Source organism: Streptomyces sp. NPDC058619, assembly GCF_042717785.1.
Lineage (GTDB): Bacteria > Actinomycetota > Actinomycetes > Streptomycetales > Streptomycetaceae > Streptomyces.
On record NZ_JBHXQN010000007.1, the window covers coordinates 62743 to 83879 of the forward strand.

Here is a 21137-nt window from a genome sequence, read left to right on the forward strand (position 1 = left end):
TCGCCATCAAATCCCTTATATCGCAGGGGCGTTCATGACCATCGGTGAGATAGGCGCGGTCCTGCGCCGACGCTGGTACGTGATGGTGCCCCTGACCGTCCTGAGCCTCCTCGCGGGCCTGCACCTGTACCGGTCGGTGCCGGTGGCCTACCAGTCGCAGAGTTCCGTGGCGCTGCTGGACTCCACGGCGGTGGCCGAACTGGCCCCCGCCTTCGGCAATCCCATCTCGAACGCCGGCGGTTCGCTGGTCGTGACGGCGGACGTGCTCATCAGAACGCTGTCGGGGACGGACGCGGCGCGCGACCTCCAGGGCCTGGGCGTGACGGACCCCTACACGGTCGGGTTCGCGGCGAACACCTCGGGGCCGATGCTGACGCTCACCGTCACCGGGTTCGACCGGTCGAAGGTGCTGGAGGAGACGAGCACGCTCACCGCCTTCGCCGGGGAGCAGCTCAACGCGTTGCAGGCCGCCGCGAAGGTCCAGCCCGCGTACTTCGTGCAGACCGCCCCCGTGGTCCTGCCGCAGACCCCGGTGCCGCAGCTCAAGAGCCGCTACCAGCAGGTGCTGGGCGTGGTCATCCTGGGCACCACCGCCGGGTTCGCACTGTCCTTCGTCGCGGAGAGCCTGCTGACCGCCCGCCGCCGCAGGCGCGCGGCGGCCCCGGACGCCCGCGGGACCGCCCGGGACGCGACACCGGCACGGCGCCCGCGCAGACGGCCGCGGGGCCGGCCGCTGGACGCGACCGCACTGCTCAGCGGCTACCTGGCGCTGGCCTTCTTCATTCCCTCGAACCTGACCCTGCCGGGCATGGGCGGCGTGGGGACCCCGGCCAACGTGTTCGCGCTCCTGTGCCTGTTCTGGTACCTGGCGACCTGGATCACCGGGCGGATCAGGCCGGCGCCGGGCACCCGGCTGCCCCGGGTGGTGATGTGCCTGCTGACGGTCGCGGTGCTGGCCTCGTACCTGGCGAACGCCTCCCGGGGCAGCTCGCACAAGGAGGTCCTCGCGGCGGACCGCGGACTGATCGGACTGCTGGTCTGGGTGTCGCTGGTGGTGCTGGTCTCCGCCGGCATCCAGTCCCGGGAACGGCTGGACGTCCTGCTGCGCCGGGCCGTGGTGATGGGGGCGGTGGTGGCCGCCATCGGCTACTACGACTTCTTCACCGCCACGAACATCGCCGACCGCATCAGCATCCCCGGACTCCAGTCGAGCGTCGCCCAGATCACCACCCTGGACCGCGGTTCGTTCACCCGGCCGCGCTCCACGACGGCTCAGCCCCTGGAGTTCGGCGGGATGCTCGCCCTCCTGCTGCCGTTCGCCGTGCAGCAGGCCTTCGACCCGGTACGCCGCCACCTGAGCGGCTGGCGCCGCTGGGGGCCGGTGGTCCTGATGGGCGGCGCCCTGCCGCTGACGGTGTCGCGGACCTCGATCATCGGAGCGCTCATCGTGGTCCTGGTGATGGTGGTGCGCTGGAAGCCGGAGCGGCGGTGGGCGGCGGTCGGCCTGCTCCTCGGTTCGGTGGCGTGCTTCAAGGTCGTCGTCCCCGGACTGATCGGCACCATCACCACGCTGTTCGGGTCCTTCCTGTCGAACTCCGACAGCAGCACCCAGGCCCGCACCGTCAAGTACAGCGCGATCGTCCCGTACCTCGACCAGCGCCCGCTGTTCGGGCAGGGCTTCGGCACCTTCCTGCCCGAGCTCTACTTCTTCACCGACAACCAGTACATGCTGACGCTGGCCGAGATGGGATTCCTGGGGCTGGTCGCGCTCCTGGCGCTCTTCTTCACCGGCATCCACCAGGGCGGCGCCATCCGCCGGCTGGCCGACAGCGAGTCGGACCGCGAGCTCGGGCAGGCGTTCTTCGCCTCGACCCTCGTCTCCCTGGTCAGCGCCGCCACCTTCGACGCCCTCAGCTTCCCGATGTTCGCCGGGATGTTCTTCCTGACGACCGCCGCCGGAGGCAGCTACCTCGGCTTCATCCGGCGCGCGACGCCGAAGCCCCGAACCGTGGAGTCCCCATGTCCTCCCGCCACCCCGGCTCCCCCCGTCCCGGGTCCCCGCGCTCCGGAGCCCACGGCCCCGTCCCGGGTCGCGGCGGCCCCGTAGCCGTCCTCGTCGTCACCTGGAACAGCGCCAAGGTGCTGCCGGAGTTCCTCGCCTCCCTCCCGGAGGGCATGGCCGGCCTGGACTGGCGCCTCGTCGTCGCCGACAACGACTCGGCCGACGGCACCGTGGACCTGGTCCGCTCCCTCGCGCCCGACACGACGATCGTCCAGACCGGCCGCAACGCCGGCTACGCGGCCGGGGTGAACGCCGCCCTCGGAGCCGCCGCCGCGTGGGAGGGCGGTTTCGGGGCCGCCCTGGTCTGCAATCCCGACATCCGGATGCGGCCGGGCTGCGCCGAACTGCTCGTGGACGCCCTCGACGCCCCGCTCGACGGCGGCGTCCGCGTCGGGATCAGCGTCCCGCTGCTTTACGAGGAGGGCGGCCGCACGCCCGTGTACTCGCTGCGGCGCGAGTCGCGCGTGACCCGGGCGCTCGGCGAGGCCGTGCTGGGCAACCGCCGGGCCGGGCGCTTCCCGCTCTGGAGCGAACTGGTCACCGACCCGGCCGCGTACGGGCGGGCGACGGTCGCGGACTGGGCGACGGGCGCGCTGATGGCGCTCTCCCCCGGCTGCCTGGAGGCGTGCGGGGCCTGGGACGAGTCCTTCTTCCTCTACTCGGAGGAGACCGACTACTGCCTGCGGGCCCGCGACCTCGGCTTCGTCACCCGGCTGGAGCCCGCCGCCTCCGCGACCCACCTCGGCGGGGACTCGCAGGTCTCCCCGCGCCTGTGGACCCTGCTGACCCTGAACCGCGTACGGCTGTACGGGCGCAGGCACGGGGCCGCGGCGACGGCCGCGTTCCGCGCGGCCGTGCTGCTGCGGGAGGCCTCGCGGGCGCTGCTCGGCCGGCCCGCGAGCCTGGCGGCCGCCCGGGCGCTGGCCGGCCGGTCCGCGCTGCGCGCCACACCCGGCCCCTGACGGGCGGGGCCGGCCCCCGGCCGGGCCGGGCCGGCGTCACCCGGAGGGCCGCGCACCGTCCCAGGCGGTGTAGAAGCTCTCCGGGTTGACGAGGTAGCGCACGGTGGGGCGGGGCAGGTGGCGCACCTCGTACCGGCGGCTGTAGCGGCGGACCAGCTCCCAGTCCTCGCGGGGCAGCACTTCGGGGGTGCGCTTCAGCCGGCTGAAGTACAGGGACCGGTTGCGGCGCGCCACGAAGGCGTTGGTGTCGAGGAAGGCCTCGTGGGCGGCCCGGCGGCGGTCGAACGGCACGGACAGGACGTCCCGTTCGGAGCCGTCGGGCAGCACCCTGCGCAGCGCGGTGTAGACGGCGTCGGGCCCGCCGGCCGACTCCAGCACCGCGAGGGCCTGTTCCAGGTGGTCGGGCTCCCACAGGTTGTCGTCGTCCAGGAAGGCCACGTACCGCGACCGGGTCAGCCGGATCCCCACGTTGCGCACGACTCCGGCGGTCGCCGTGTTACGGGCCAGGGAGACCGCGAACAGCCTTGGGTCGTCGGGGAGTCCGGCCAGTCCGGCGCCGTCGTCCACGACGACGACCACCTGGTCGGCCACCGTCTGGGCGAGCGCCGAGCGGACGGCCGCGCGCAGTGCCTCGGGGCGCCGGTGCGTGGCGATCACGGTGGCGACCAGGGCGGTCGGGGGCCGGCCCAGGGAGGCGGCGAGCCGGGTGGTCTCGGCGTCCTCGAAGCGGCGCAGCCGCAGGGCGGAGGGGGCCAGCAGGACTTTGTTCCTGGCCTCGAAGAGCACCAGCCAGCCGAAGGCCCGCTTGAGCAGGTCCCAGGGGGCGCGGGCGATGCGGCGCATCGTGTCCTCTCGGTTCGGGTGCGGGGTCAGGGCGCGGGTGCGGGCACGACGGGTCTGCCGTCGGACATGCGGTTGCCCCGCCACACGTTCCCGGCGCCGTCCGCGTTCCAGGCGGTCACCGCCCCGTAGGCGCCTGCGGCCGGGTGGTACTGGGTGGAGAACACGTTGTCCGTGACCTGGATGCCGGTCGCGCCGGGGCCGCCGCCGTAGAGGGCGTACGCGCCCCCGGCCAGCCAGTTGCGGTCGACGACGACGGAGGAGACGACCCCGGTGTCGGCGAACAGGCCGACGGCCGCGGTGGCGCCCCGGTCGACGGGGACGGGGTTCAGCAGGGTGTTGTGGCGGACGGTCAGCCGGCCCTTGTTGCCGCCGCCGCTGATCACGGCGTCGGTGTGCTGCCACTCGCCGCCCAGGTTGCGGAACGCGACGATGTCGTGGACGTAGTTGTCGTGCAGGTCGCCCTGCCCCATGGACAGGGCGTTGCCGAACACGGAGATGTCGCACCAGCCGACCTCGACGGAGCTGACGCCCATGTTCGACACCGCGTAGTTCACTCCTCCGTTGTCGGGGCCCTTGCCCGGCAGCGCGGTGATGGTGGTGTGCAGGACCTTCAGTCCGCTGAAGCCGGGGCGCAGGTTGATCCCCCACCAGTTGGTGGAGGTGATCCGGCTGTCGATGACGGTGACGTCGTTCGCGTAGACGTCGAGCGAACCGCGGATGTCCCAGCCCCGGATGACCGTGCCGTCGGTCTTGACGGACATGTTCCCCGTGTCGTGCCGCTCCAGGGGGATGCGGGGGCCGGTGGTCCGGGCGTCGGGGAATCCGCAGGCCCCGGGCGAGGAGCAGGCGGCGGTCGCGGGAGGTGGCTCCCCCGCCCCCTTCGAGGACGTCGTGGAGGGGGCGCCCGGCGTGGCCGTCGGGCTCGCCGTGCCGGACGCGGAGGGGCTCGCGGACGCCCCGGCGGTGGAGCCGGCGGTGGGCGGCCCGGGCGTACCGGTCGTCCCCGGGCACTCCAGGGCGCTGTCCGGGCAGGGCACGGCCGCGGGCTCGCCCGACCCGGTGCGGTCGGCGCGGAACAGGGCCAGGGCGGCGGCCAACAGAACCGCGGCGAGCAGCCACGACCCCAGGACCTTCCGGCGGTGTCTCACGGCCACGGCCGGCTACCCGCGGACCGGGGCGGCGGACGCGGCGGTACCGGGCCGGGTGGTGTCGGACCCGGCGGAGTCCGGGCCGGCGGAGTCCGGGCCGGCGGAGTCCGGGCCGGCGGTGTCGGCGCCCGTCGTGCCGGGCTCCGCCGTGCCCGCCGCCGAGCCCCGGCCGCGCAGGAACGCGCGGCTGGGCAGGACGCACAGGACGTAGCAGAGGGTTCCGGCGGCCCCGGTCGCGAGGAGCGCGAGGACCCCGTCGCCGAGGAGGCGCTCCAGGCCGAGGACCACCGCGGCCATCACCGCGCCGCCGAGGAAGGGCCAGGCGCAGGCCCGCGCGACGGTGCCCAGGCCGATGCCGCCGCGGTGCAGGGCGATCAGGAACACGGGGACCACGACGGCGCCGGCCACCAGGACGTGGCCCTGGGCCACCCCCACGATCCCGGCGGAGCCGGCTCCGACCACCAGCGCGGGGATCAGGAGCAGGAGCCACAGCCCTTGGACGGCGATGAGCGAGCGGCGGCGCCCGATGGCCACCAGGCAGTCGTACGCGAGTTCGCAGACGATGCGGACCAGGCCGAGCGCCATCAGCCAGGGCAGCGCCGCGGCGGCGGGCAACCAGCGCGCGCCGTAGACGAGTTCGACGATCGGGGCGGCGAGGGCGGCGAGCAGCACGCAGAGCGGGACGGTGCCCGTCATCACGACGCCGAGGGCCCGGCCGAATCCGGCCGCCAGCGCCCCCGGGGCGTCGGCCAGTCGGGAGAATCCCGCGAAGGAGACCCGGCGGGCCGCCTCGGAGATGATCCGTACGGGCCAGCCGGAGATGTTGAACGCCAGCACGTAGAAGCCCAGGGCGAGTTGGTCCAGGGTGGAGCCCACCACCATGGTGTCGACGTTGACGACGGCGAGGGCGAGCATGCTGGCCCCGGCGAGCGGGAGCCCGAACCGGAGCAGTGCGCGCGCCTGTTCCCGGTCCCAGCCGAACTTCAGGGTGCCCGGCGCCGCCAGGCAGCAACCGGCGAGCGCGGCCGCGTTGCCGACGACGGAACCCCAGGCGAAGCTCATGGCGCCCCAGCCCTGCACGGCGAGCAGCAGGGTCACGGCGGTGCTGAGGACGAAGTTGAGCCCGTCGACGGCCATCCGCCGGCCCTGCGCGAACTCCCGGGTGAGGAAGCCCGCGGGGATCTGGGAGAGCCCGTCGAGGACGACGCACACGCACATCACGCGCAGCACGCCGGAGGCTTCCGGCGAGCCGAGGACCCGGGCCACGGCGGGCGCCGCCGCGAACAGGGCGGCGTACAGCAGACAGCTGGAGACGGCGCTGAGGGTCAGGACGGTGGGGGCGAAGCGGCGCGGGTCGCCCTCCCAGCGCACGATGGCGAGGGACACGCCGAGCTCGTTCGCGGAGAGCAGGACCAGCAGGACGGTCTGGGCGATCCCGTAGACGCCCCACGCCTCGGGCCCGAGGAAGAACCGGGCGAGGATGATGCCGGTGACGAAGTTGCCGAGGCGCATGACGACGGTGTTGACCAGGCTCCACCGTGCGGCCGTGCCGACCTTCCGGCCGAGTGGGGGCGCCGCCGGGGCGGTGGTCTCCGTGCCCGTTCCGGTTCCGGTTCCGGTTCCGGTGCCCGGGCCGGTCACGGCGACCCGGCGGCATCGGCCGTCACGGGTGCGGCGGCTCCCGACGGTACGGGTCCGGCCTCCCTGGCCGGTGCGATGCCGGCACCTTCAAGTCCGGCCCCCTCGGGCGCGGAGGGGCGGTGCCGGCCGGGCCCGGTCGTCCTGCGCCGCCGGGCCTCGACGAAGAAGGTGGCCACCAGGCTCAGTACGAAGCCCAGCACCCCAGCCATGACCAGGTACTGGAGCCGGGTCTTGGTCTGCGGCTCCGCCTTCTGCGGCGGCACGATCGTGGTCATGCGGATCATGGCCTCCGGGGTCACCGACTGCTGGGTCTGGAACTCCTGCAGCCGCTTCTCCGCGTAGGCGGTGAACAGCTCGTCCGACTTCAGGACGGCGGCCGGGTCGGTTCCGGTGACGCTCAGCCACAGGAACGGCCCCTGGGCGTTGTCGGCGATCTCCGCCTCGTGCAGTCCGGTGACGCCGAGCGCCTTGAGGTCGGCGGCGGCGTCGTCGGAGTTGAGGTTGCGGGCCAGGCCGTCGGCCATGCCGGTGAGCGACGCCTGGGTGCTGAGGAAGGGGTTGCCGTCGAAGGCCACCGTGGCCTTCTTCGAGTTGAGCAGGGTCACCGTGCTCTGTGACACGTACTCCACCGGGACCAGCAGGTACACGCCGGCGGTCAGCGCCGCCGAGAGCAGCAGTCCGGGCAGCAGGACGTACCAGCGCCTGCGCATGACCCGCCAGATCTCCGCGAGATCCATGGTCTTCCCCCTCGCGGCCCCGTCGTCGTCCCCGACGCGCGGCCGCTCTTCATCGCGGTGGTGACACGGCTGTCGCCGTGGTTACGGTCGGTGTGTCCCCGGGCCCGCCGGTGGCGGGACGAGGTCGGTGGGCCGGAGCCGGGTGTGCGCGGGCGGCCCGTCCAGCAGGACCCGCGCGATGCGGTCGCTCGCGCGGCCGTCCCAGAGCTCGGGGCAGCGGGGTGCGGGCGGGTCGTCCAGTACCCGGTTCACGGTGTCGGTGATGCGTTCCGGGTCCGTGCCCGCGAGTACGTTGGTCCCCTCCGTGACGGTGATGGGGCGCTCGGTGTTCTCCCGCAGGGTCACGCAGGGCACGCCCAGGGCGGTGGTCTCCTCCTGGATGCCGCCGGAGTCGGTGAGGACCAGGCGGGCCGAGTCCTGCAGGGCGATGAAGTCGAGGTACCCGGCGGGCGGTACGAGCCGGATGCCGCCGGGCACGCCGAGTTCGGCCAGCCGCTCGGCGGCCCGCGGGTGCACGGGCAGCAGCAGCGGGCAGCGGCCGGCGATCTCGCCGAGGGCCTTCAGCAGGCCGCGGAGGGCCCCGGGGTCGTCGACGTTGGCCGGCCGGTGCAGGGTGACCAGGCCGTACCCGCCCCGGGTCAGCCCGTACCGGTCCAGGACGTCGGACTCCCTGGCCCGGTCGAGGTTGGCGAGGAGGGTGTCGATCATGACGTTGCCCACGACGTGGATCTGGTCCTCGCGGTACCCCTCCGCCCGCAGGTTCGCGGCCGCGTCGGGCGAGGGGGCCAGCAGGTAGTCGCTGACCCGGTCGGTGGCGACCCGGTTGACCTCCTCCGGCATGCTCCAGTCGCGGCTGCGCAGTCCGGCCTCGACGTGGGCGAGCAGCGGGCCGGCCTTCGCGGTCACCAGGGCGCAGGCCAGGGTGGAGTTGATGTCACCGACGACCACGACCGCGTCCGGTGCCAGCTCGTCGAGCAGCGGCTCGAAGGCGGCCATGACCCGCCCGGTCTGCTGGGCGTGGCTGCCGGACCCGGCGCCCAGGTACCGGTCGGGGGCGCGGATGCCCAGGTCGCGGAAGAAGACGCCGTTCATGGACTCGTCGTAGTGCTGGCCGGTGTGGACGAGGACCACCTCGGCGCCGCGGCGCTCCAGTGCGTCCATCACCGGTTTGATCTTCATGTAGTTGGGGCGCGCTCCGGCGACGCAGACGATCCTCGTCACGGTTTCAGAGCACCTCCACGGTCGGACCGGAGACCCGGTTGCGGCAGTCGAGGACGAACGAGGCGTGCTCGGTGACCATCTGGTAGTCGAAGGAGTCGTGGTCGGTGAGCAGGACCACGACGTCGGCGGCGGCGAGCTCCTTGCGGGTCGGCTCGACCCGGACGAGGCGCGCGTCGACCTTGATGCTCTCCACCACGTGCGGGTCGGCCGCGCGGACCTTGGCGCCCATGTCGAGGAGCAGTTGGGAGATGCGCACGGCCGGCGACTCCCGCGCGTCGCCGGTGTTCTTCTTGTACGCCAGCCCGAGCAGCAGGATCCGGGAGCCGTTGACGGAGCGGCGTTTGGCGTTGAGGGCGTCGATGACGCGGCGGGTCACGTACTCGGGCATGTGGCTGTTGATGTCGTTGGCGAGCTCGACGAAGCGGAAGCTCTGGCCGAGTTCGCGCTGTACCCGCCAGGACAGGTACGAGGGGTCGATGGGCAGGCAGTGACCGCCGACCCCCGGGCCGGGGGTGAACTTCATGAAGCCGAAGGGCTTGCTGGAGGCCGCTTCGATGGCCTGCCACACGTCGATGTCGAGGTGGCGGGCGAACATCGCGATCTCGTTGACCAGGGCGATGTTCACGTGCCGGAAGGTGTTCTCCAGCAGTTTGGCTAGCTCGGCCTCCTTGGGCGAGCGCACCGGCACGGTGGTGTCGACGAGGTCGGCGTAGAAGGCCTCGACGGCCTTCAGCGAGGCGGCGTCGACGCCGGAGACGACCTTCGGCGTCTGCTGGAAGCCCCATACGGTGTTTCCGGGGTCGATGCGCTCGGGGCTGTAGCCGAGGTGGAAGTCGACCCCGGCGGTGAGCCCGGAGCCGTCCTCCAGGATCGGCGCGAACAGCTCCTCGGTGGTGCCGGGGTAGGTGGTGGACTCCAGTACGACGGTGGCGCCGGGACGCAGGAAGCGGGCCAGGGTGCGGGCCGACTCCTCGATGTAGCGCAGGTCGGGTGCGCCTTCCTGTAACGGGGTGGGGACGGTGACGACGGCGACGTCGAAGCCGCCGCAGTCCCGGGCGAGTTCGCTCGCCCGGTAGCTGCCGCGCTCCAGCGCGCGGCTCAGCCGTTCGGAGGAGACGTCCTCCACGTACGACTCGCCGGCGGCGAGGCTCTTGACCCGCCGCGCGTCCACGTCGTAGCCGATCACCTGGTGTCCGACTTCGGCGGCCCGGATGGCCAGCGGCAGTCCGACGTATCCCTGTCCCACGACGACGACGCGCATCAGTGACTCCTGTTCGCGGAAGGGGCAGACGGTGTGCGGTGGATGAGCTCGCGGACCGTCATGAGGAGGAAGGCAGCGTTGGTGGTGAGGTAGCGCTTGCCGAGGCGGCGCGGTTCCTGGAGGGTGCGGTAGAACCATTCGAGCCCCATCCGCTGCCAGACCAGCGGAGCCCGCTTGGTGATGCCGGCGAGGATGTCGAAGGACCCGCCGACGCCGTGCACCACGTGGGCGCCGGTGCGCTTGCCGTGGGCGGCGGTGAAGATCTCCTTCTTCGGCGAGGTCATGCCGAGGAACAGCAGGTGGGCGCCGCTGTCGGCGATCGCGTCGGCGATCTCCTCCTGGTCGGAGTCCTCGAAGTAGCCGTTCCGGCTGCCCGCCACGCGCAGGTTCGGGAAGCGGTCGGAGATCTGCCGGAGCATCATCTCCAGGACGTCCCGCCGGGCGCCGAGCAGGTAGACGGGGATGTCCGCCGCCTCGGCCGCGGTGAGCAGGCGCATGAACAGGTCGATGCCCGCGACCCGTTCCGGCAGCCGGACGCCGAGGACGCGGCCGGCCCAGACCACCGCCTGGCCGTCGGCCAGGACGAGGTCGCAGCCGCCGACCGCCGCGGCGAGGCGCGGGTCGCGCCGCATGTTGACCAGCTTGGCTGCGTTGACCATGCCGATCTCGATCTGTTCGCCGCGCCGCACCGCGTCCAGGCAGCGCTGCACGGTCTCGTCCATCGTCAGGGCGTCGAGCGTCACCCCGAAGAGGGAGTGTCGTGAGTTCATCTCTGTGGCCCTCCGAGCCAGGCGAAGAGGAGCCAGCCGAACTCGTACGGGCGGCACTCGCGGTCCACCGCGTCGGGGCGGAAGATCCGGTCGAGCGGTCCGAGGCGTGCCTGCGGGGCGACGCGGGTGGTGAGTCCGCGGGCGGCCCGTACGGCCTTCAGCGGATCGCCGCGGTAGACCTTGCGCCAGGTGACGCCGAGGTTGTCGCGGATCATCGGCTCCCGCGGGGTGCCGTCGGGCCCGGCGGTCTCGGGTACGTCCGTCATCCACCGCAGCCCGCGGCGGATCGCGGCGCCGAAGTCGGTGCCGCCCGCCTCGGCCAGGTCGAACAGGGCGGTCGGCGCCATGGCGTGCTGGTGCACGCTGTAGACGGGGTAGCCCTCCACCACGCCGCCGGTGCGGGCGTCGTAGTGCCACCACCACTGTCCGCCGTCCCCCTGCAGTTCGCAGATCCGGGTGGCGCAGGCGTCGGCGGCCCCGAGGGCCTCCAGGTCGTCGCCGCTCGCGTGCAGCCGGGCCAGCGCCTGGAGCGGATAGGTCTGGTCGGCGAAGCAGGCCACGTGGGAGCGGTATCCGGGGACCAGCCCGGTCCCGGTGGCGTGCGGGAACAGCGGGCTGTCACCGGTCCGGGCCGCCAGCAGGCGGTCCCGTGCGGCCGTGAGGCGGTCCTCCACGTCCAGCGCGTCGCGGGCGGCGGCGAGGGCGGAGAGCACCCAGGCCGCCTCGACCGTGTAGCGCGGCTGGCCGGGGACGTCCAGGGCGGCGACCCGGGCGAGGGCGTCGGACAGCTTGGCGTGGCCGGTTTCGGCGGCCGCCCAGGCGATGAGCGCCGCGTCGCCGAGGTTCTCCACCTCCGGGAGCCGCTCCACCAGCAGTCCCGTGAACTCCTCGGCACTGCGTCCGCCGAACAGGGCGCGCTGCCGTTCCTCGGGCAGGAACCGGGCGCCCAGCGCGGTGATGGCCGCGTACCGGGTGCTGGTCCCCCGCCGCTCCAGGCGGCGGGTGCCGTCGGGCGCGACGGCGGCCGCCCGGGTGAACACGAAGGTCTCGGCTCCGGGCAGGTACATCTCCGGCAGCCCCGCCTCGGCCAGCGCGAGCAGCCGCTCGGCGAGCGCGTGCAGCGGCAGGTTTTCGCGGGCCAGTGCTTCTAATCGTGCGGTGGTCACCGGTTCCCCACCCCGGCTCCCCGTGTACTGCGCGCTCCCCGTATGTCCGAGCCGTTGCGCTCCAACACACCTACCCCCTCTGATCGCTCCTCGGACGGACCTGGCGGTCGTCGTTCCGCGGAGGGGATTGCGCGTGACGGCGCCCGTGCCCGCGGTGGTGTACCACCGATGGCACGAGCCGTCCGACGGCTGCAGTCTGGATCCCCCCAGCGATGCCCGCGGACTGGGGCAGGCGCGACCGGCGGCGTCGGCAGGCGCGGAGATCCGCGCCTGCACACCCGCTGTTCGCGCTGCCCTCGTCGTGTACAACCCCCCACCGAGCAGCGGCTGTTGCCTGCTCAGATCCCGTGTACAGGGACAAGGTATGCCCAAGGATGTTCGTTGATTGCGGTTTTGAGGAAATGCCGAAGACCCAAATTGCCGACGTTCCGTCAGGCCCGTTCGGCGAGTTCGCCGTCCTTCTCGTCGTGCAGCGCCCCGGTGCGCGGACAGGCCCAAACGCCCGGCTCGTCCGCGTCTTCCACGAGGCGGACGCCGGCCCTCCCCACCCAGCCGATCCGCCGGGCGGGCACCCCCGCGACGAGCGCGAAGTCCGGTACGTCCCGGGACACCACCGCGCCGGCCGCGACCAGCGCCCAGCGCCCGACGCGCACTCCGGCCACGCACACCGACCGGGCGCCGAGCGAGGCCCCTTCGGCCACCACGACCCCGGCGGACTCCCAGTCGTCGCCGCGCTTGAGGCGGCCGTCGGGCTCGACCGCGCGCGGGTAGAAGTCGTTGGTGAGCACCGCCGCCGGGCCGATGAAGACCCCGTCGCCGAGCACGGCGGGCTCGTACACGAGCGCGTAGTTCTGGAGCTTCACGTGGTCGCCGATCCGCACGCCCGGCCCCACGTACGCCCCGCGCCCCACGATGCACCCGCGCCCGAGCCGCGCCTCCTCCCGTATCTGCGCCAGGTCCCAGACGGTGGTGCCCTCGCCGAGTTCGGCCGTCTCGTCGACCTGGGAGGAGGGCTGGATACGGACGCTCACAGGGCGGTCCCCTAACGGTTCGCGAGGAGTACGGGCGCACGGAGGTGCGGAGGTGCGGAGGTGTTGACGTACCGCCACACAGGCGTACGACCGCACGGGCATACGGACGGAGCATAGGGGCCACAAGCCTGCCCCGCCCGGCGGATCAACCGACTGTTCACAGACCGGACTTGGCGCGTACGTCACCGCTTCCTCGGACCCCCCGGGCGCGCGGGCGCGCGCGACGGCGCACCGAAGCACGCTCCGGAGTGAAACCCCGCCGGGTGTGGAGCGTTAGACCCTCGGACCGCGCGCCCCGCAGGGCGCCGACCGGCGGTGACGACGAGCACGACGAGTACGAGGAGCGAGATGGCAGACCCGACGACGAGGTCAACGTCCTGATCGGGGTGGTCCTCAACTCCCTCGACGAGGCGCGGGAGATGGAGGCGGAGGCCAACCGCGCCGCACCGCCGGACGGCCCCGCCGCGGCGGACGCGGGCGTCCGGGAGCGCATCGCGACGGCCCGCCGCGCCCTGGACGCCCTGGAAGCCGACCTCGCCGCAGCGGACCCCCACCCGGCGCCGCGCCCCCTGGAGCCCACGCACACGGGCGCGTAGCGTGGGCGGAACTGCCCTGCGGTGAAGCCGGGACGACGGTTGCTGCGGGCGGGAATCACGATGGCCGCGGTCGCGGCCGCTCTCCTGGAGACGGGCCCGGCGGCCGAGGCGGCCCCGCGCAGCTTCAGCGCCGCGTCCGTCCACGGTGGCGGGGCGGGCGCCGTCGGGGCCCAGGTGGTCGGCGGGATGACGTGGCACAACCGGTCGGTGACGCTGACGTCGGTCCGGTTCTACCTGGCCGCCCGCGAGTGCGGCAGGTTCGCCATCGTGGCCTGGCAGGGCGACAGGCCAGTCGACTCCGCCGCCTCCTCGCAGGAGTGTGCGGGCGCGACGGGCCGGTGGATCTCGTACGGCGACATGCCGCTCGACGGCAGCTGGATCGCCGGCGGCATCACCGAGGTGGTGATCGACGTCTACGACGACACCCACACGGGCTACGGGTGGGCGGACTGCACCCGGGCGGGCTCGTCCTGCTACACCTGGCCGCGCTGACGCGGGGTGCGCCGAACCGCCTCGGGGTCACTCCGGCTCCGGCTCCCGTTCCTGCGTCTCCGGGTCCGCATCCGGGTCCGAGCGGTGGATGTCCCAGGACTCGTCCGGACGGCGGGCCACCGTCCAGGCGCCGGTGAGGGCGGTGAAGTCGCCGGCCGCGTCCGTGCCCGGGGGGAACCGGACGCCGTCGAGGCGGACCCGGCCGCGGAACGTCGCGTGGTCGAAGGCCGTCGGCCCCTCGAACACCGCCCCGGAGGAGACCAGTCCGCGCTCCCACACCGCGTACGAGAACACGGCCGGACCGGCGAAGACGGCCCCGCTGAGCCCCGCCAGGCCGCGGAAGAGCGTACGGAAGAAGTCGGCCGGGCCGGCCGCCCGCAGGCCGTTCAGGTCCGCCGAGGCCTCCAGCACCGCCCGCGCGAAGGAGGCCTCGTCGAGGAACGCGGCGTCCGTGAACCCGGCCGGGCCGCCGAAGACCGTACGGCGGAACGCGGCGCGCCGCGCGAACCGGCTCCGGTCGAAGGTGGCGCGGCCCCGGAACACGGCGCCGTCGAAGACGGCCGGACCGTCGAAGACGGCGTCCTCGAACTGCGCGCGCCCCGCGAACACGGCGCGCGCGAAGGAGGCGCGGCCAGCGAACCGGGCCCCCGCCGTGGACCAGTCGTCCACGAAGTGCGCGTGGTCGAAGAAGGCCGGCCCCGGCGCGACCCGTCCCGTGGCCGGGTCCCGCAGCGCGTCCAGCACCCGCCGGAGCAGGCCGTCCTCGAAGGTCGTGCCCCGCAGGTCCACGGGCGTGCCGGGCCGCAGCCCCCGGAGGTAGGCCTCCCGTACGGGCGCTGCCGCGTGGGCCAGGCAGCCCGGCCCGCCGGGCAGGCGGATGCCGGCGCACGCGCGCCCGTCGGCGTCCGTCCGGCCGGCCTTGGCCGGGGCGTCCTCCGGGGCGCGGACACCGCACTCCGGCCAGTTCGCGCCGCCGCTGCCGCGGATCTCGTCGGCCTCGGTCATCGCCTGCCCGAGCTCGGCGGAGTCGCCCGTCCACAGCCAGCCCTCCGGACCGTCGCCCGAGCCCGGGAGCCGGCGCAGCGCGGCGGGCCCGAGCAGTCGGCCGAGCTCCTCGTGGAGGGTCGGTGACAGGGCCAGGAAGGGGCCGTGCCCCGGTGGCCGGGACCCGGCGTTCCACATCCTCCGGGCGGCCGCCGCCACCGCCGTCCCGCTGAAGCCCGCCTCCTCGAAGCCGGCCTCGCCGCCGCTCACGGCCACCGCGAGCAGCGTCGTCCAGGTCCGGTGGCCCCCGTTGACCTCGCGCACCATCGACGGCAGTTCGCCCAGCACCCGGCCCGCCTTGCCCAGCGCTCCCGGGGCGTCGACCACGACCAGCAGGTCCGTGCCGGAGGTCTCGATCACCTGGCCGGCGGTCCCGGTGCGCCGCAGGACCTCGCGCAGGGCCGCGGCGACCGGCGGCCCCGCGGCGCGGCCCGCCGTGTCCCCCTCGACGTCGACGCCCACCGCAAGGTGCAGCGGGGTCCCCGGGTCCCCGGCCGGGGCGGGGGTCCGGGTGTGCGCGTCCAGGACGGCGCGGAAGTCCGGCTGCTCCAGCAGGGCCCGGCCGGACAGGAACACCATGCGGTCCGGCCAGACCCCGTGGACCATGCCGAGCAGGCTCCCGGCGTGCGAGACCGGGCCGCCGCGGTAGTGCGTCCAGGCCTCCGGCTCGGCGGACAGCCGGACGAGCTCCCCGTTCCGGGCGCCTTCCGGCAGGACCACCTCGGCGGTGAGCGCGACCGGGTCCCCGTGGCCGGTGTGGCCGTCGACGCGGACCCGCCCCGCGGACCCGGCCGCCGGGGCTTCCCCGGTCGACGCGCCCGCCGGAGCCGGCGGGTCCGCCCAGGAGGGGGGCCCCGGCCAGGCCCCCGGGTGGACCAGGTCCCGGTCGGCGAGCAGCAGGAAGACGCGGGGGGAGGCCTCGTCGCACCACACCGCGTGACAGGGCGTCTCCCACTCTCCGGCGCGGACCCAGCCGGTGGCGCCCGGCCCGAGCCGGACGTCGCCGACCGTCAGGACCAGCCGGGGCGTCAGCAGCGTGCCGACCTCCTGGGCCTCTCCCCACGGCGACTCCAACCGGACCGTCACGAGCCGCTCGCGCATCCCGCGCTCCGGCGCCGGCGGCCCGGGCCGCGGCTCCCGTGCCGTCGTCCCCGCACCCGGCGCCTGGGGTGGCGTCGGCTGAGCCGCGAACGGCAGCGCTCCGTCGGCCACCGCGCGGCGGCCCCCGTGTCCCGTGGTGACCCGGGTGACGGAGAAGTCCGGGCCGGTCCCCCGGTTGCGGGACATGAACTCCCAGACCCGGCGGCGGACCAGCTCCCGCACGGCGGCCACGTCCCCGCGCAGCTGCGATCCGAGCAGGGCTTCCCGTACGCCGGGCAGGAACTCGAACTCCACCTCTGCGGCGTCCCGTTCGTCGCCCCAGGGCGCGAAGAGCCCGCCGAGGGCGACCTCCGCCAGGTGCCCGTGCTCCGCCCCGCGCAGCAGGGAGCGCCGTACGAGGGTCATCACGGGCAGCGTCAGCGGCACGGCGGCGAGGTGGGCGGCGAGCTGCTGCGCGGTCGGGGAGGCGTTCGCGCGGAAGTTCTCCACCGCCTCCAGGCCGGTGGGCGGGTCGCCGGGCGGCGGAGCCGCCGCCACGGACCCCGGCGCCGCGTCCAGGCGCAGGCAGGCCATGCGCCGCCAGCGCCCGTCTCCGGACACCACCCGCGCCAGCCGGCCCAGGATTCCCGGGGCGAGGCCGACCACCGGGACCACGGCCGCTCCCCCGCCGGGCCGGCCGGCGCGGGCACGGGCGCGGCGTACGGCGGGCACCCGTTGCCAGGAGCGGGTGGCGGCCGCGGGCCGGTCGGCCCGGACGGCGAAGGGGACGGGCCGGACGGCGCCGCGGGTCCAGAGCCGTTCGGGCAGGACGTTCAGCACGGCCACGGCGTTGTGGGCGCACCAGTGCCGGAGCACGCCCTGCAGCGGGGCCTGCCGCCAGCCGGCCGCGACGGTGTCGGAGACGACGAGGATCAGCCGGCGGCCCGCCGGGTCGGACAGTTCGAGGGGGTTGCGGGGCGGGCCGCCCCGGCCGCGGGCGACCATCGGGGTGGCGCCGGGACCGGTGCCCGTCAGCTGCCAGGTGCGTACGTCGCGGAAGACACCGCTGCGGGTCAGCATCCTGCGGAGCTCGTCGACGAGGTCGGCCCAGAGCAGCATCGAGTGGTGGGTGTCGACGACCAGCGCCAGGTCCAGCCAGCGGCTCTCGGCGGGCCGCAGCACCGGGCTGGGCATCATCCTCTCGATGCTGCGCTCCACGGTGAGCTGTTCGTCGAGTTCCTCGCCCGGACCCCCGATGGAGCGCCGGCCGACGGGGCGCAGGGACCGCATCAGCGCGAGCGGGTCGTCGAGGGAGGCGGTGCGCGGCAGCCGCAGGGGCGATCCGCGCCGCCCCCCGCCGGCGTCGTCGGGCCTTTCCCGGACGCCGGGCGCGGCGGCCGGGTAGAGCTGGACGGTCGGCTCGCCGGGTGCGGGCCCGCCGGAGGCCGCAGGGCCCTCCGGCAACGGCGGCTGCCCGAGGGGTGGTTGCCCGACCTGCGCGCCGGTGTCGGGAGCCGTGGGCGGCGGGCCGCCGCCCCCGTCGATCCGGGCCGCGAGCCACAGGATGTCGGCGATCTCCTCCGCCCCGGCGCCGGGGCGGGGGCCGCTGTCCCCGGCGCCGTCGGCGAAGGCGGCGAGGAGCCTCTCGATCACGCGGGGGGCCCGGTCAGGTGCTGCATCACGGTGGCGAGGAAGCGGTCGCGGTCACCGGGGTCCGACCAGGCCCCGGCGAGCCGGAGTTGGATGGCGTTCAGGAGCTGGTCGGTCGCGAGGTCCCCGTCCTCGCCGCGCTCCAGGAAGCTGCGGACGAGCTCCTGGTGCTCGCCGCTCTCCTCGATGTCCACGCCGAGCCGACGGCGCACGATGCGGGCGAGCTTCTCCGGTCCCGGCGGTTCCAGGTGGAGGCGGACGCAGCGGCGCAGGAAGGCGGGCGGGAAGTCCCGCTCGCCGTTGCTGGTGAGGACGACGACGGGGAAGTACCGGCACTGGACGCGGCCTTGGGTGATCCGTACGGCCGCCTCGGGGGCGTCGTCGGTGCCGATGGCGACGGTGGGGTCCTCCTGGGCGAGGCGGGCGAGTTCGGGGACGGTGAAGCCGCCGTCCTCGAAGACGGTCAGGAGGTCGCCGGGCAGGTCGATGTCGCTCTTGTCGATCTCGTCGACGAGCAGGACCCTCGGGCGGTCCTGCGGCAGCAGGGCGGTGCCGAGCGGTCCGAGGCGCAGGTAGCGGGAGATCGAGGGGGCGGCGGGCGTCCCCGCGCGCCCGCCGTCCGGCAGGCCCGCCGCGGCTGATCCGGCCGCCGCTGCGGCTGCTGCCGCTCCGGCTGCCGCCGCGGCCGCTGCTCCCGTCGTCGCTCCGGGGGTGCGCAGCTGCTCCAGCCCGGCCTCCTGGAGCCGCCCGATGGCGTCGTACAGGTACAACCCGTCGCGCAGGACGGTGCGGCTGGTGATGGGCCAGTGCAGTACGGGCCCGAGGCCCAGGTCCGCGGCGATGCTGTAGGCGAGGGTGGACTTGCCCACTCCGGGCTTCCCCGTGATCAGCAGCGGCCTGCGCAGGTGCAGGGCCGTGTTGACCACGTCCTTCTCCGGTTCGTCGGGTACGTACCCCTCCCCGCGCCGGCGGGTCCGCTCCCAGGCCGGTCCCCCGCAACCGGGGGGTGCGTACCCCGGGTCGGGGATCCCGGTGAAGTCCCGCCAGGGCGGCGGGGATCCGGCCTCCAGGCGGGTGCGCCGGTCGGCGCCCGCTCCGGTCCCGTGGTACAGCCACCAGTCCTTCACCACTGCCTCTGCCTCCATCGTCGGTACCGCCGTCGGTCGGTCGTCGGGGGTTCAGGCCAGGGAACGGAGGCCCGGCATGTCGTCGGGATCGTCCCACAGGAGCACCAACCGGTCTCCCCCTGAGCCGGGTTGGAGGGCGCGCGGGGAGCCCGCGACCGCCCCCGCGGCCGCCCGGCGCACCTCCCGCACCCGTGCGGGCAGCGCGAGGACGTCGAGCGCCCCGGGGTCCGGGCGGCCGTCGGGGCCGGCCGGTGCGAGCAGGTCCAGCAGCGGGGGCGCGGGGAGGCCGCCGCCGCGCCGCCACACGGCGACGGGGACGCCGCCCTCGAGGACGGCTTCGAGCAGCCCCGCGTCCGGGGCGGCGGCAGTGTGCCCGAGGACGCAGGCGGGCGCCGCCCCGGCCCCGAGCTCCATCCCCAGCACGTCGGTGACCTCGGCGTCCTCCACGACGCGTACGGCGTCGGGGTGGCGGCCGCCGCGGGCGCACAGCCAGCGCCACTTGGTGTGCCACTCGGCACGGGTGTCGGCGCGCTCCTGCGGGCAGCGCACCACCACCTGGTAGAGCAGGCCGAGCGCACGGCGGCGGCCTGCCGGGCCGCGCGGGACCGGCCACTGGTCGAAGTCGGCGTCCAGCAGCTCGTACGGGACGTGGAACTCGATCCGGTCCACGGCGCCGGGCGGCGCCGCCGCCGCGGCCCCCGCGCCGTCTCCCGGGATCCCGCCGTCCGGCACCCCGCCACCCGGACCCCCGCCGATCAGGGCGAGTTGGCGTACGAGTTCCTCCCGTACGGCGTCCAACCGGACCGCGGCGCCCTCCGACTCCCAGATGTGCGCGGTGCGTTCGCCCCGCAGCCACATCCGGGCCAGGTACCCGTCCCCGCCGCCCGGCGGCGCCTCCAGCCGGACGTGCAGGGCCGATCTGCGCGGCGGCGGCGGGGGCGGGGCGAGCGCGGGGAGGCCGAGCCGCTCCCGGGTGGCCCGCACCCACTCCCGCAGGCGGGCCGCCCACGCCGGGTCGCCGGTCCCGGCCCGGTCGGCGAGGAAGCGTACGAAGGGCACGGCCAGCGGCATCCCGGTGCGGCCGCCCTGGCGTTCGTCGAGGTCCTGGACCACCTCCAGCGGGCTCTCCCCCGGCAGCCCGGCGTGCACGGGCGGCGCGCAGCCGGCCGCCTTGAACGCCCAGGCGTACGCGTCGTGGGCGCTGCGCGGCAGGTCCCGGCCCTCGAAGAGGTCGCCCAGACCGTCCCAGGCCTGCTGGTCGAGGCGGGGCGCCCGGAACCCGGCGGTCGCGGTCGGAGCGTCGCCGCGGCCATGGCCGTGGCCGTGGCCCTTCCCGACGGCCGGGCCGGGGAGGCCCGCGACGTCGGGGAAATCGGGGAAGTCCAGGAAGGAGCACGCCTCCCAGTCCCGGTCGACGATGAACTGCGGCAGCTGCCAGCCCTCGCCGCGCTCGCGCAGATCCTGGAACGTGCGGTGGATCGACCGGGCGGCCCCGGCCAGTCCGGTGACGCCCTCCTGGACGGAGCGCTGCCCGAGCTCGCCGAGGAGCGCGTCGGTGAAGCGCCCGGCGCCGCGTTCGGCGTCGTTCTGCGCGGCCTCCCCCTCGCGGGAGGCGTACAGCCGGAACTGGCGGCGGCCGGGGACGGAGCTCCCGCCGCCGTAGTCGGTGGTGCCGAAGTTCCACCGGGTGTCGCGGGGCGCGTCGACCCGGCAGGAGTCGACGAGCGCGGCCTGTAGTGGGAAGCGGCGGTGCTTGACCATGTCGGTGTGCCACCAGCGCAGCGCCGAGTCGAGGTTGAGGTGGCGGATCTGGCCGGGGCGGGCGTCGGCGCAGGGCAGGATCAGCTCGTGGCGCGGTCCGAGGTAGCCGTGGCCGGCCCAGAAGATCCACAACAAGTCACCGTCGCATTGGGGGAGTTCGTCGAGGAGGGCCGTCCTCGCATTGTCCTCGGTGGCCGGGCGGTGGGCGGCTCTCAGCGCGGCCATGGCCGGGGAGTCCGACCAGTCGAGGGTGTCCGGGTCGTCGAGCGGGGAGAGCAGCAGCCGGACGTTGCCGGCCGGCACCTGGGCGGGGCCGGTCAGCCAGCGGGCGAACCGCAGGGCGTCGCGGGCCGGGCCGCGCAGGTTCCACCGGTGGCTGATCTCGTAGCGCTCCACGCCCGCGACGAGCGCGAAGGTGCGCCGCGGGCCGAGGGACGGGGGGAACCGGTCGGGCCGCACGGGATAGGGACGCACGGGATAGGGACTTACAGGCTCGGGAGGCACGAGATCGGGACGCACAGGCTCGGGACGCACGGGATCGGGCC

16 protein-coding genes are annotated in these 21137 nt (G+C 74.7%); 4 read left to right on the top strand and 12 right to left on the bottom strand.

The window, feature by feature from the left end:
* Positions 1 to 34 precede the first annotated feature (34 nt).
* Together ACFWTC_RS09630 and ACFWTC_RS09635 are read left to right on the top strand one after the other, a co-directional pair.
* Complete coding sequence (locus ACFWTC_RS09630) at positions 35 to 2107, top strand: O-antigen ligase family protein (protein WP_384026545.1); 2073 nt, start codon at positions 35 to 37, stop codon at positions 2105 to 2107.
* On the top strand, positions 2020 to 3024 hold the full coding sequence (locus tag ACFWTC_RS09635; protein ID WP_383925332.1) for a glycosyltransferase: 1005 nt from the start codon (positions 2020 to 2022) through the stop codon (positions 3022 to 3024). The genes ACFWTC_RS09630 and ACFWTC_RS09635 overlap by 88 nt, the downstream gene beginning before the upstream one ends.
* A 36-nt stretch (positions 3025 to 3060) precedes the next feature.
* Here ACFWTC_RS09635 and ACFWTC_RS09640 read toward each other — a convergent pair whose 3' ends face one another.
* From ACFWTC_RS09640 to ACFWTC_RS09680, 9 genes are all read right to left on the bottom strand, one after another.
* Positions 3061 to 3867, bottom strand: a complete 807-nt coding sequence (locus ACFWTC_RS09640) for a glycosyltransferase family 2 protein (RefSeq protein WP_384026548.1) — start codon at positions 3865 to 3867, stop codon at positions 3061 to 3063.
* A gap of 26 nt (positions 3868 to 3893) precedes the next feature.
* The gene (locus ACFWTC_RS09645) at positions 3894 to 5021 is read right to left on the bottom strand and encodes a hypothetical protein (protein ID WP_384026551.1); all 1128 of its coding nucleotides are present in this window, start codon (positions 5019 to 5021) and stop codon (positions 3894 to 3896) included.
* A gap of 6 nt (positions 5022 to 5027) precedes the next feature.
* Positions 5028 to 6656, bottom strand: a complete 1629-nt coding sequence (locus ACFWTC_RS09650) for an oligosaccharide flippase family protein (protein WP_384026554.1) — start codon at positions 6654 to 6656, stop codon at positions 5028 to 5030.
* Positions 6653 to 7393: a chain length determinant protein gene (locus tag ACFWTC_RS09655; protein ID WP_384026557.1), complete on the bottom strand. Its 741-nt coding sequence runs from the start codon at positions 7391 to 7393 to the stop codon at positions 6653 to 6655. The genes ACFWTC_RS09650 and ACFWTC_RS09655 overlap by 4 nt, the downstream gene beginning before the upstream one ends.
* Before the next feature lie 81 nt (positions 7394 to 7474).
* The gene (gene wecB, locus ACFWTC_RS09660; protein WP_383925346.1) at positions 7475 to 8614 is read right to left on the bottom strand and encodes a non-hydrolyzing UDP-N-acetylglucosamine 2-epimerase; all 1140 of its coding nucleotides are present in this window, start codon (positions 8612 to 8614) and stop codon (positions 7475 to 7477) included.
* A 4-nt stretch (positions 8615 to 8618) separates the two neighbouring features.
* Positions 8619 to 9875: a nucleotide sugar dehydrogenase gene (locus ACFWTC_RS09665; RefSeq protein ID WP_383925348.1), complete on the bottom strand. Its 1257-nt coding sequence runs from the start codon at positions 9873 to 9875 to the stop codon at positions 8619 to 8621.
* Positions 9875 to 10645 carry a WecB/TagA/CpsF family glycosyltransferase gene (locus tag ACFWTC_RS09670; protein ID WP_384026560.1) on the bottom strand — a complete coding sequence of 257 codons (771 nt, stop codon included), beginning with the start codon at positions 10643 to 10645 and terminating at the stop codon, positions 9875 to 9877. The genes ACFWTC_RS09665 and ACFWTC_RS09670 overlap by 1 nt, the downstream gene beginning before the upstream one ends.
* A complete protein-coding gene (locus ACFWTC_RS09675; RefSeq protein ID WP_383925354.1) occupies positions 10642 to 11811 on the bottom strand; it encodes a hypothetical protein in 1170 nt (389 codons plus the stop codon). Before ACFWTC_RS09675 ends, ACFWTC_RS09670 begins: the two co-directional genes overlap by 4 nt.
* 431 nt (positions 11812 to 12242) lie before the next feature.
* Positions 12243 to 12842: an acyltransferase gene (locus ACFWTC_RS09680; RefSeq protein WP_383925356.1), complete on the bottom strand. Its 600-nt coding sequence runs from the start codon at positions 12840 to 12842 to the stop codon at positions 12243 to 12245.
* Positions 12843 to 13105: 263 nt separating this feature from the next.
* On the opposite strand from ACFWTC_RS09680, the gene ACFWTC_RS09685 reads away from it, so the two are divergent.
* Both ACFWTC_RS09685 and ACFWTC_RS09690 read left to right on the top strand, forming a co-directional pair.
* On the top strand, positions 13106 to 13438 hold the full coding sequence (locus tag ACFWTC_RS09685; RefSeq protein WP_384026563.1) for a hypothetical protein: 333 nt from the start codon (positions 13106 to 13108) through the stop codon (positions 13436 to 13438).
* A 60-nt stretch (positions 13439 to 13498) separates the two neighbouring features.
* Positions 13499 to 13930, top strand: coding sequence for a hypothetical protein (locus ACFWTC_RS09690; RefSeq protein WP_383925362.1), 432 nt, complete (start codon positions 13499 to 13501; stop codon positions 13928 to 13930).
* 27 nt (positions 13931 to 13957) lie between these two features.
* Here the strand turns inward: ACFWTC_RS09690 and ACFWTC_RS09695 are convergent, their stop codons facing one another.
* Genes ACFWTC_RS09695 through ACFWTC_RS09705 form a run of 3 tightly spaced genes read right to left on the bottom strand, consistent with a single transcriptional unit; the run spans position 13958 to position 21066 of the window.
* On the bottom strand, positions 13958 to 17707 hold the full coding sequence (locus ACFWTC_RS09695) for an SAV_2336 N-terminal domain-related protein (RefSeq protein WP_384026566.1): 3750 nt from the start codon (positions 17705 to 17707) through the stop codon (positions 13958 to 13960).
* Entirely contained in the window at positions 17704 to 18849 is a 1146-nt protein-coding gene (locus tag ACFWTC_RS09700) for an AAA family ATPase (protein ID WP_384026569.1), read from the bottom strand. The genes ACFWTC_RS09695 and ACFWTC_RS09700 overlap by 4 nt, the downstream gene beginning before the upstream one ends.
* A 33-nt stretch (positions 18850 to 18882) precedes the next feature.
* The gene (locus ACFWTC_RS09705; protein WP_384026572.1) at positions 18883 to 21066 is read right to left on the bottom strand and encodes a hypothetical protein; all 2184 of its coding nucleotides are present in this window, start codon (positions 21064 to 21066) and stop codon (positions 18883 to 18885) included.
* Positions 21067 to 21137: the final 71 nt, after the last annotated feature.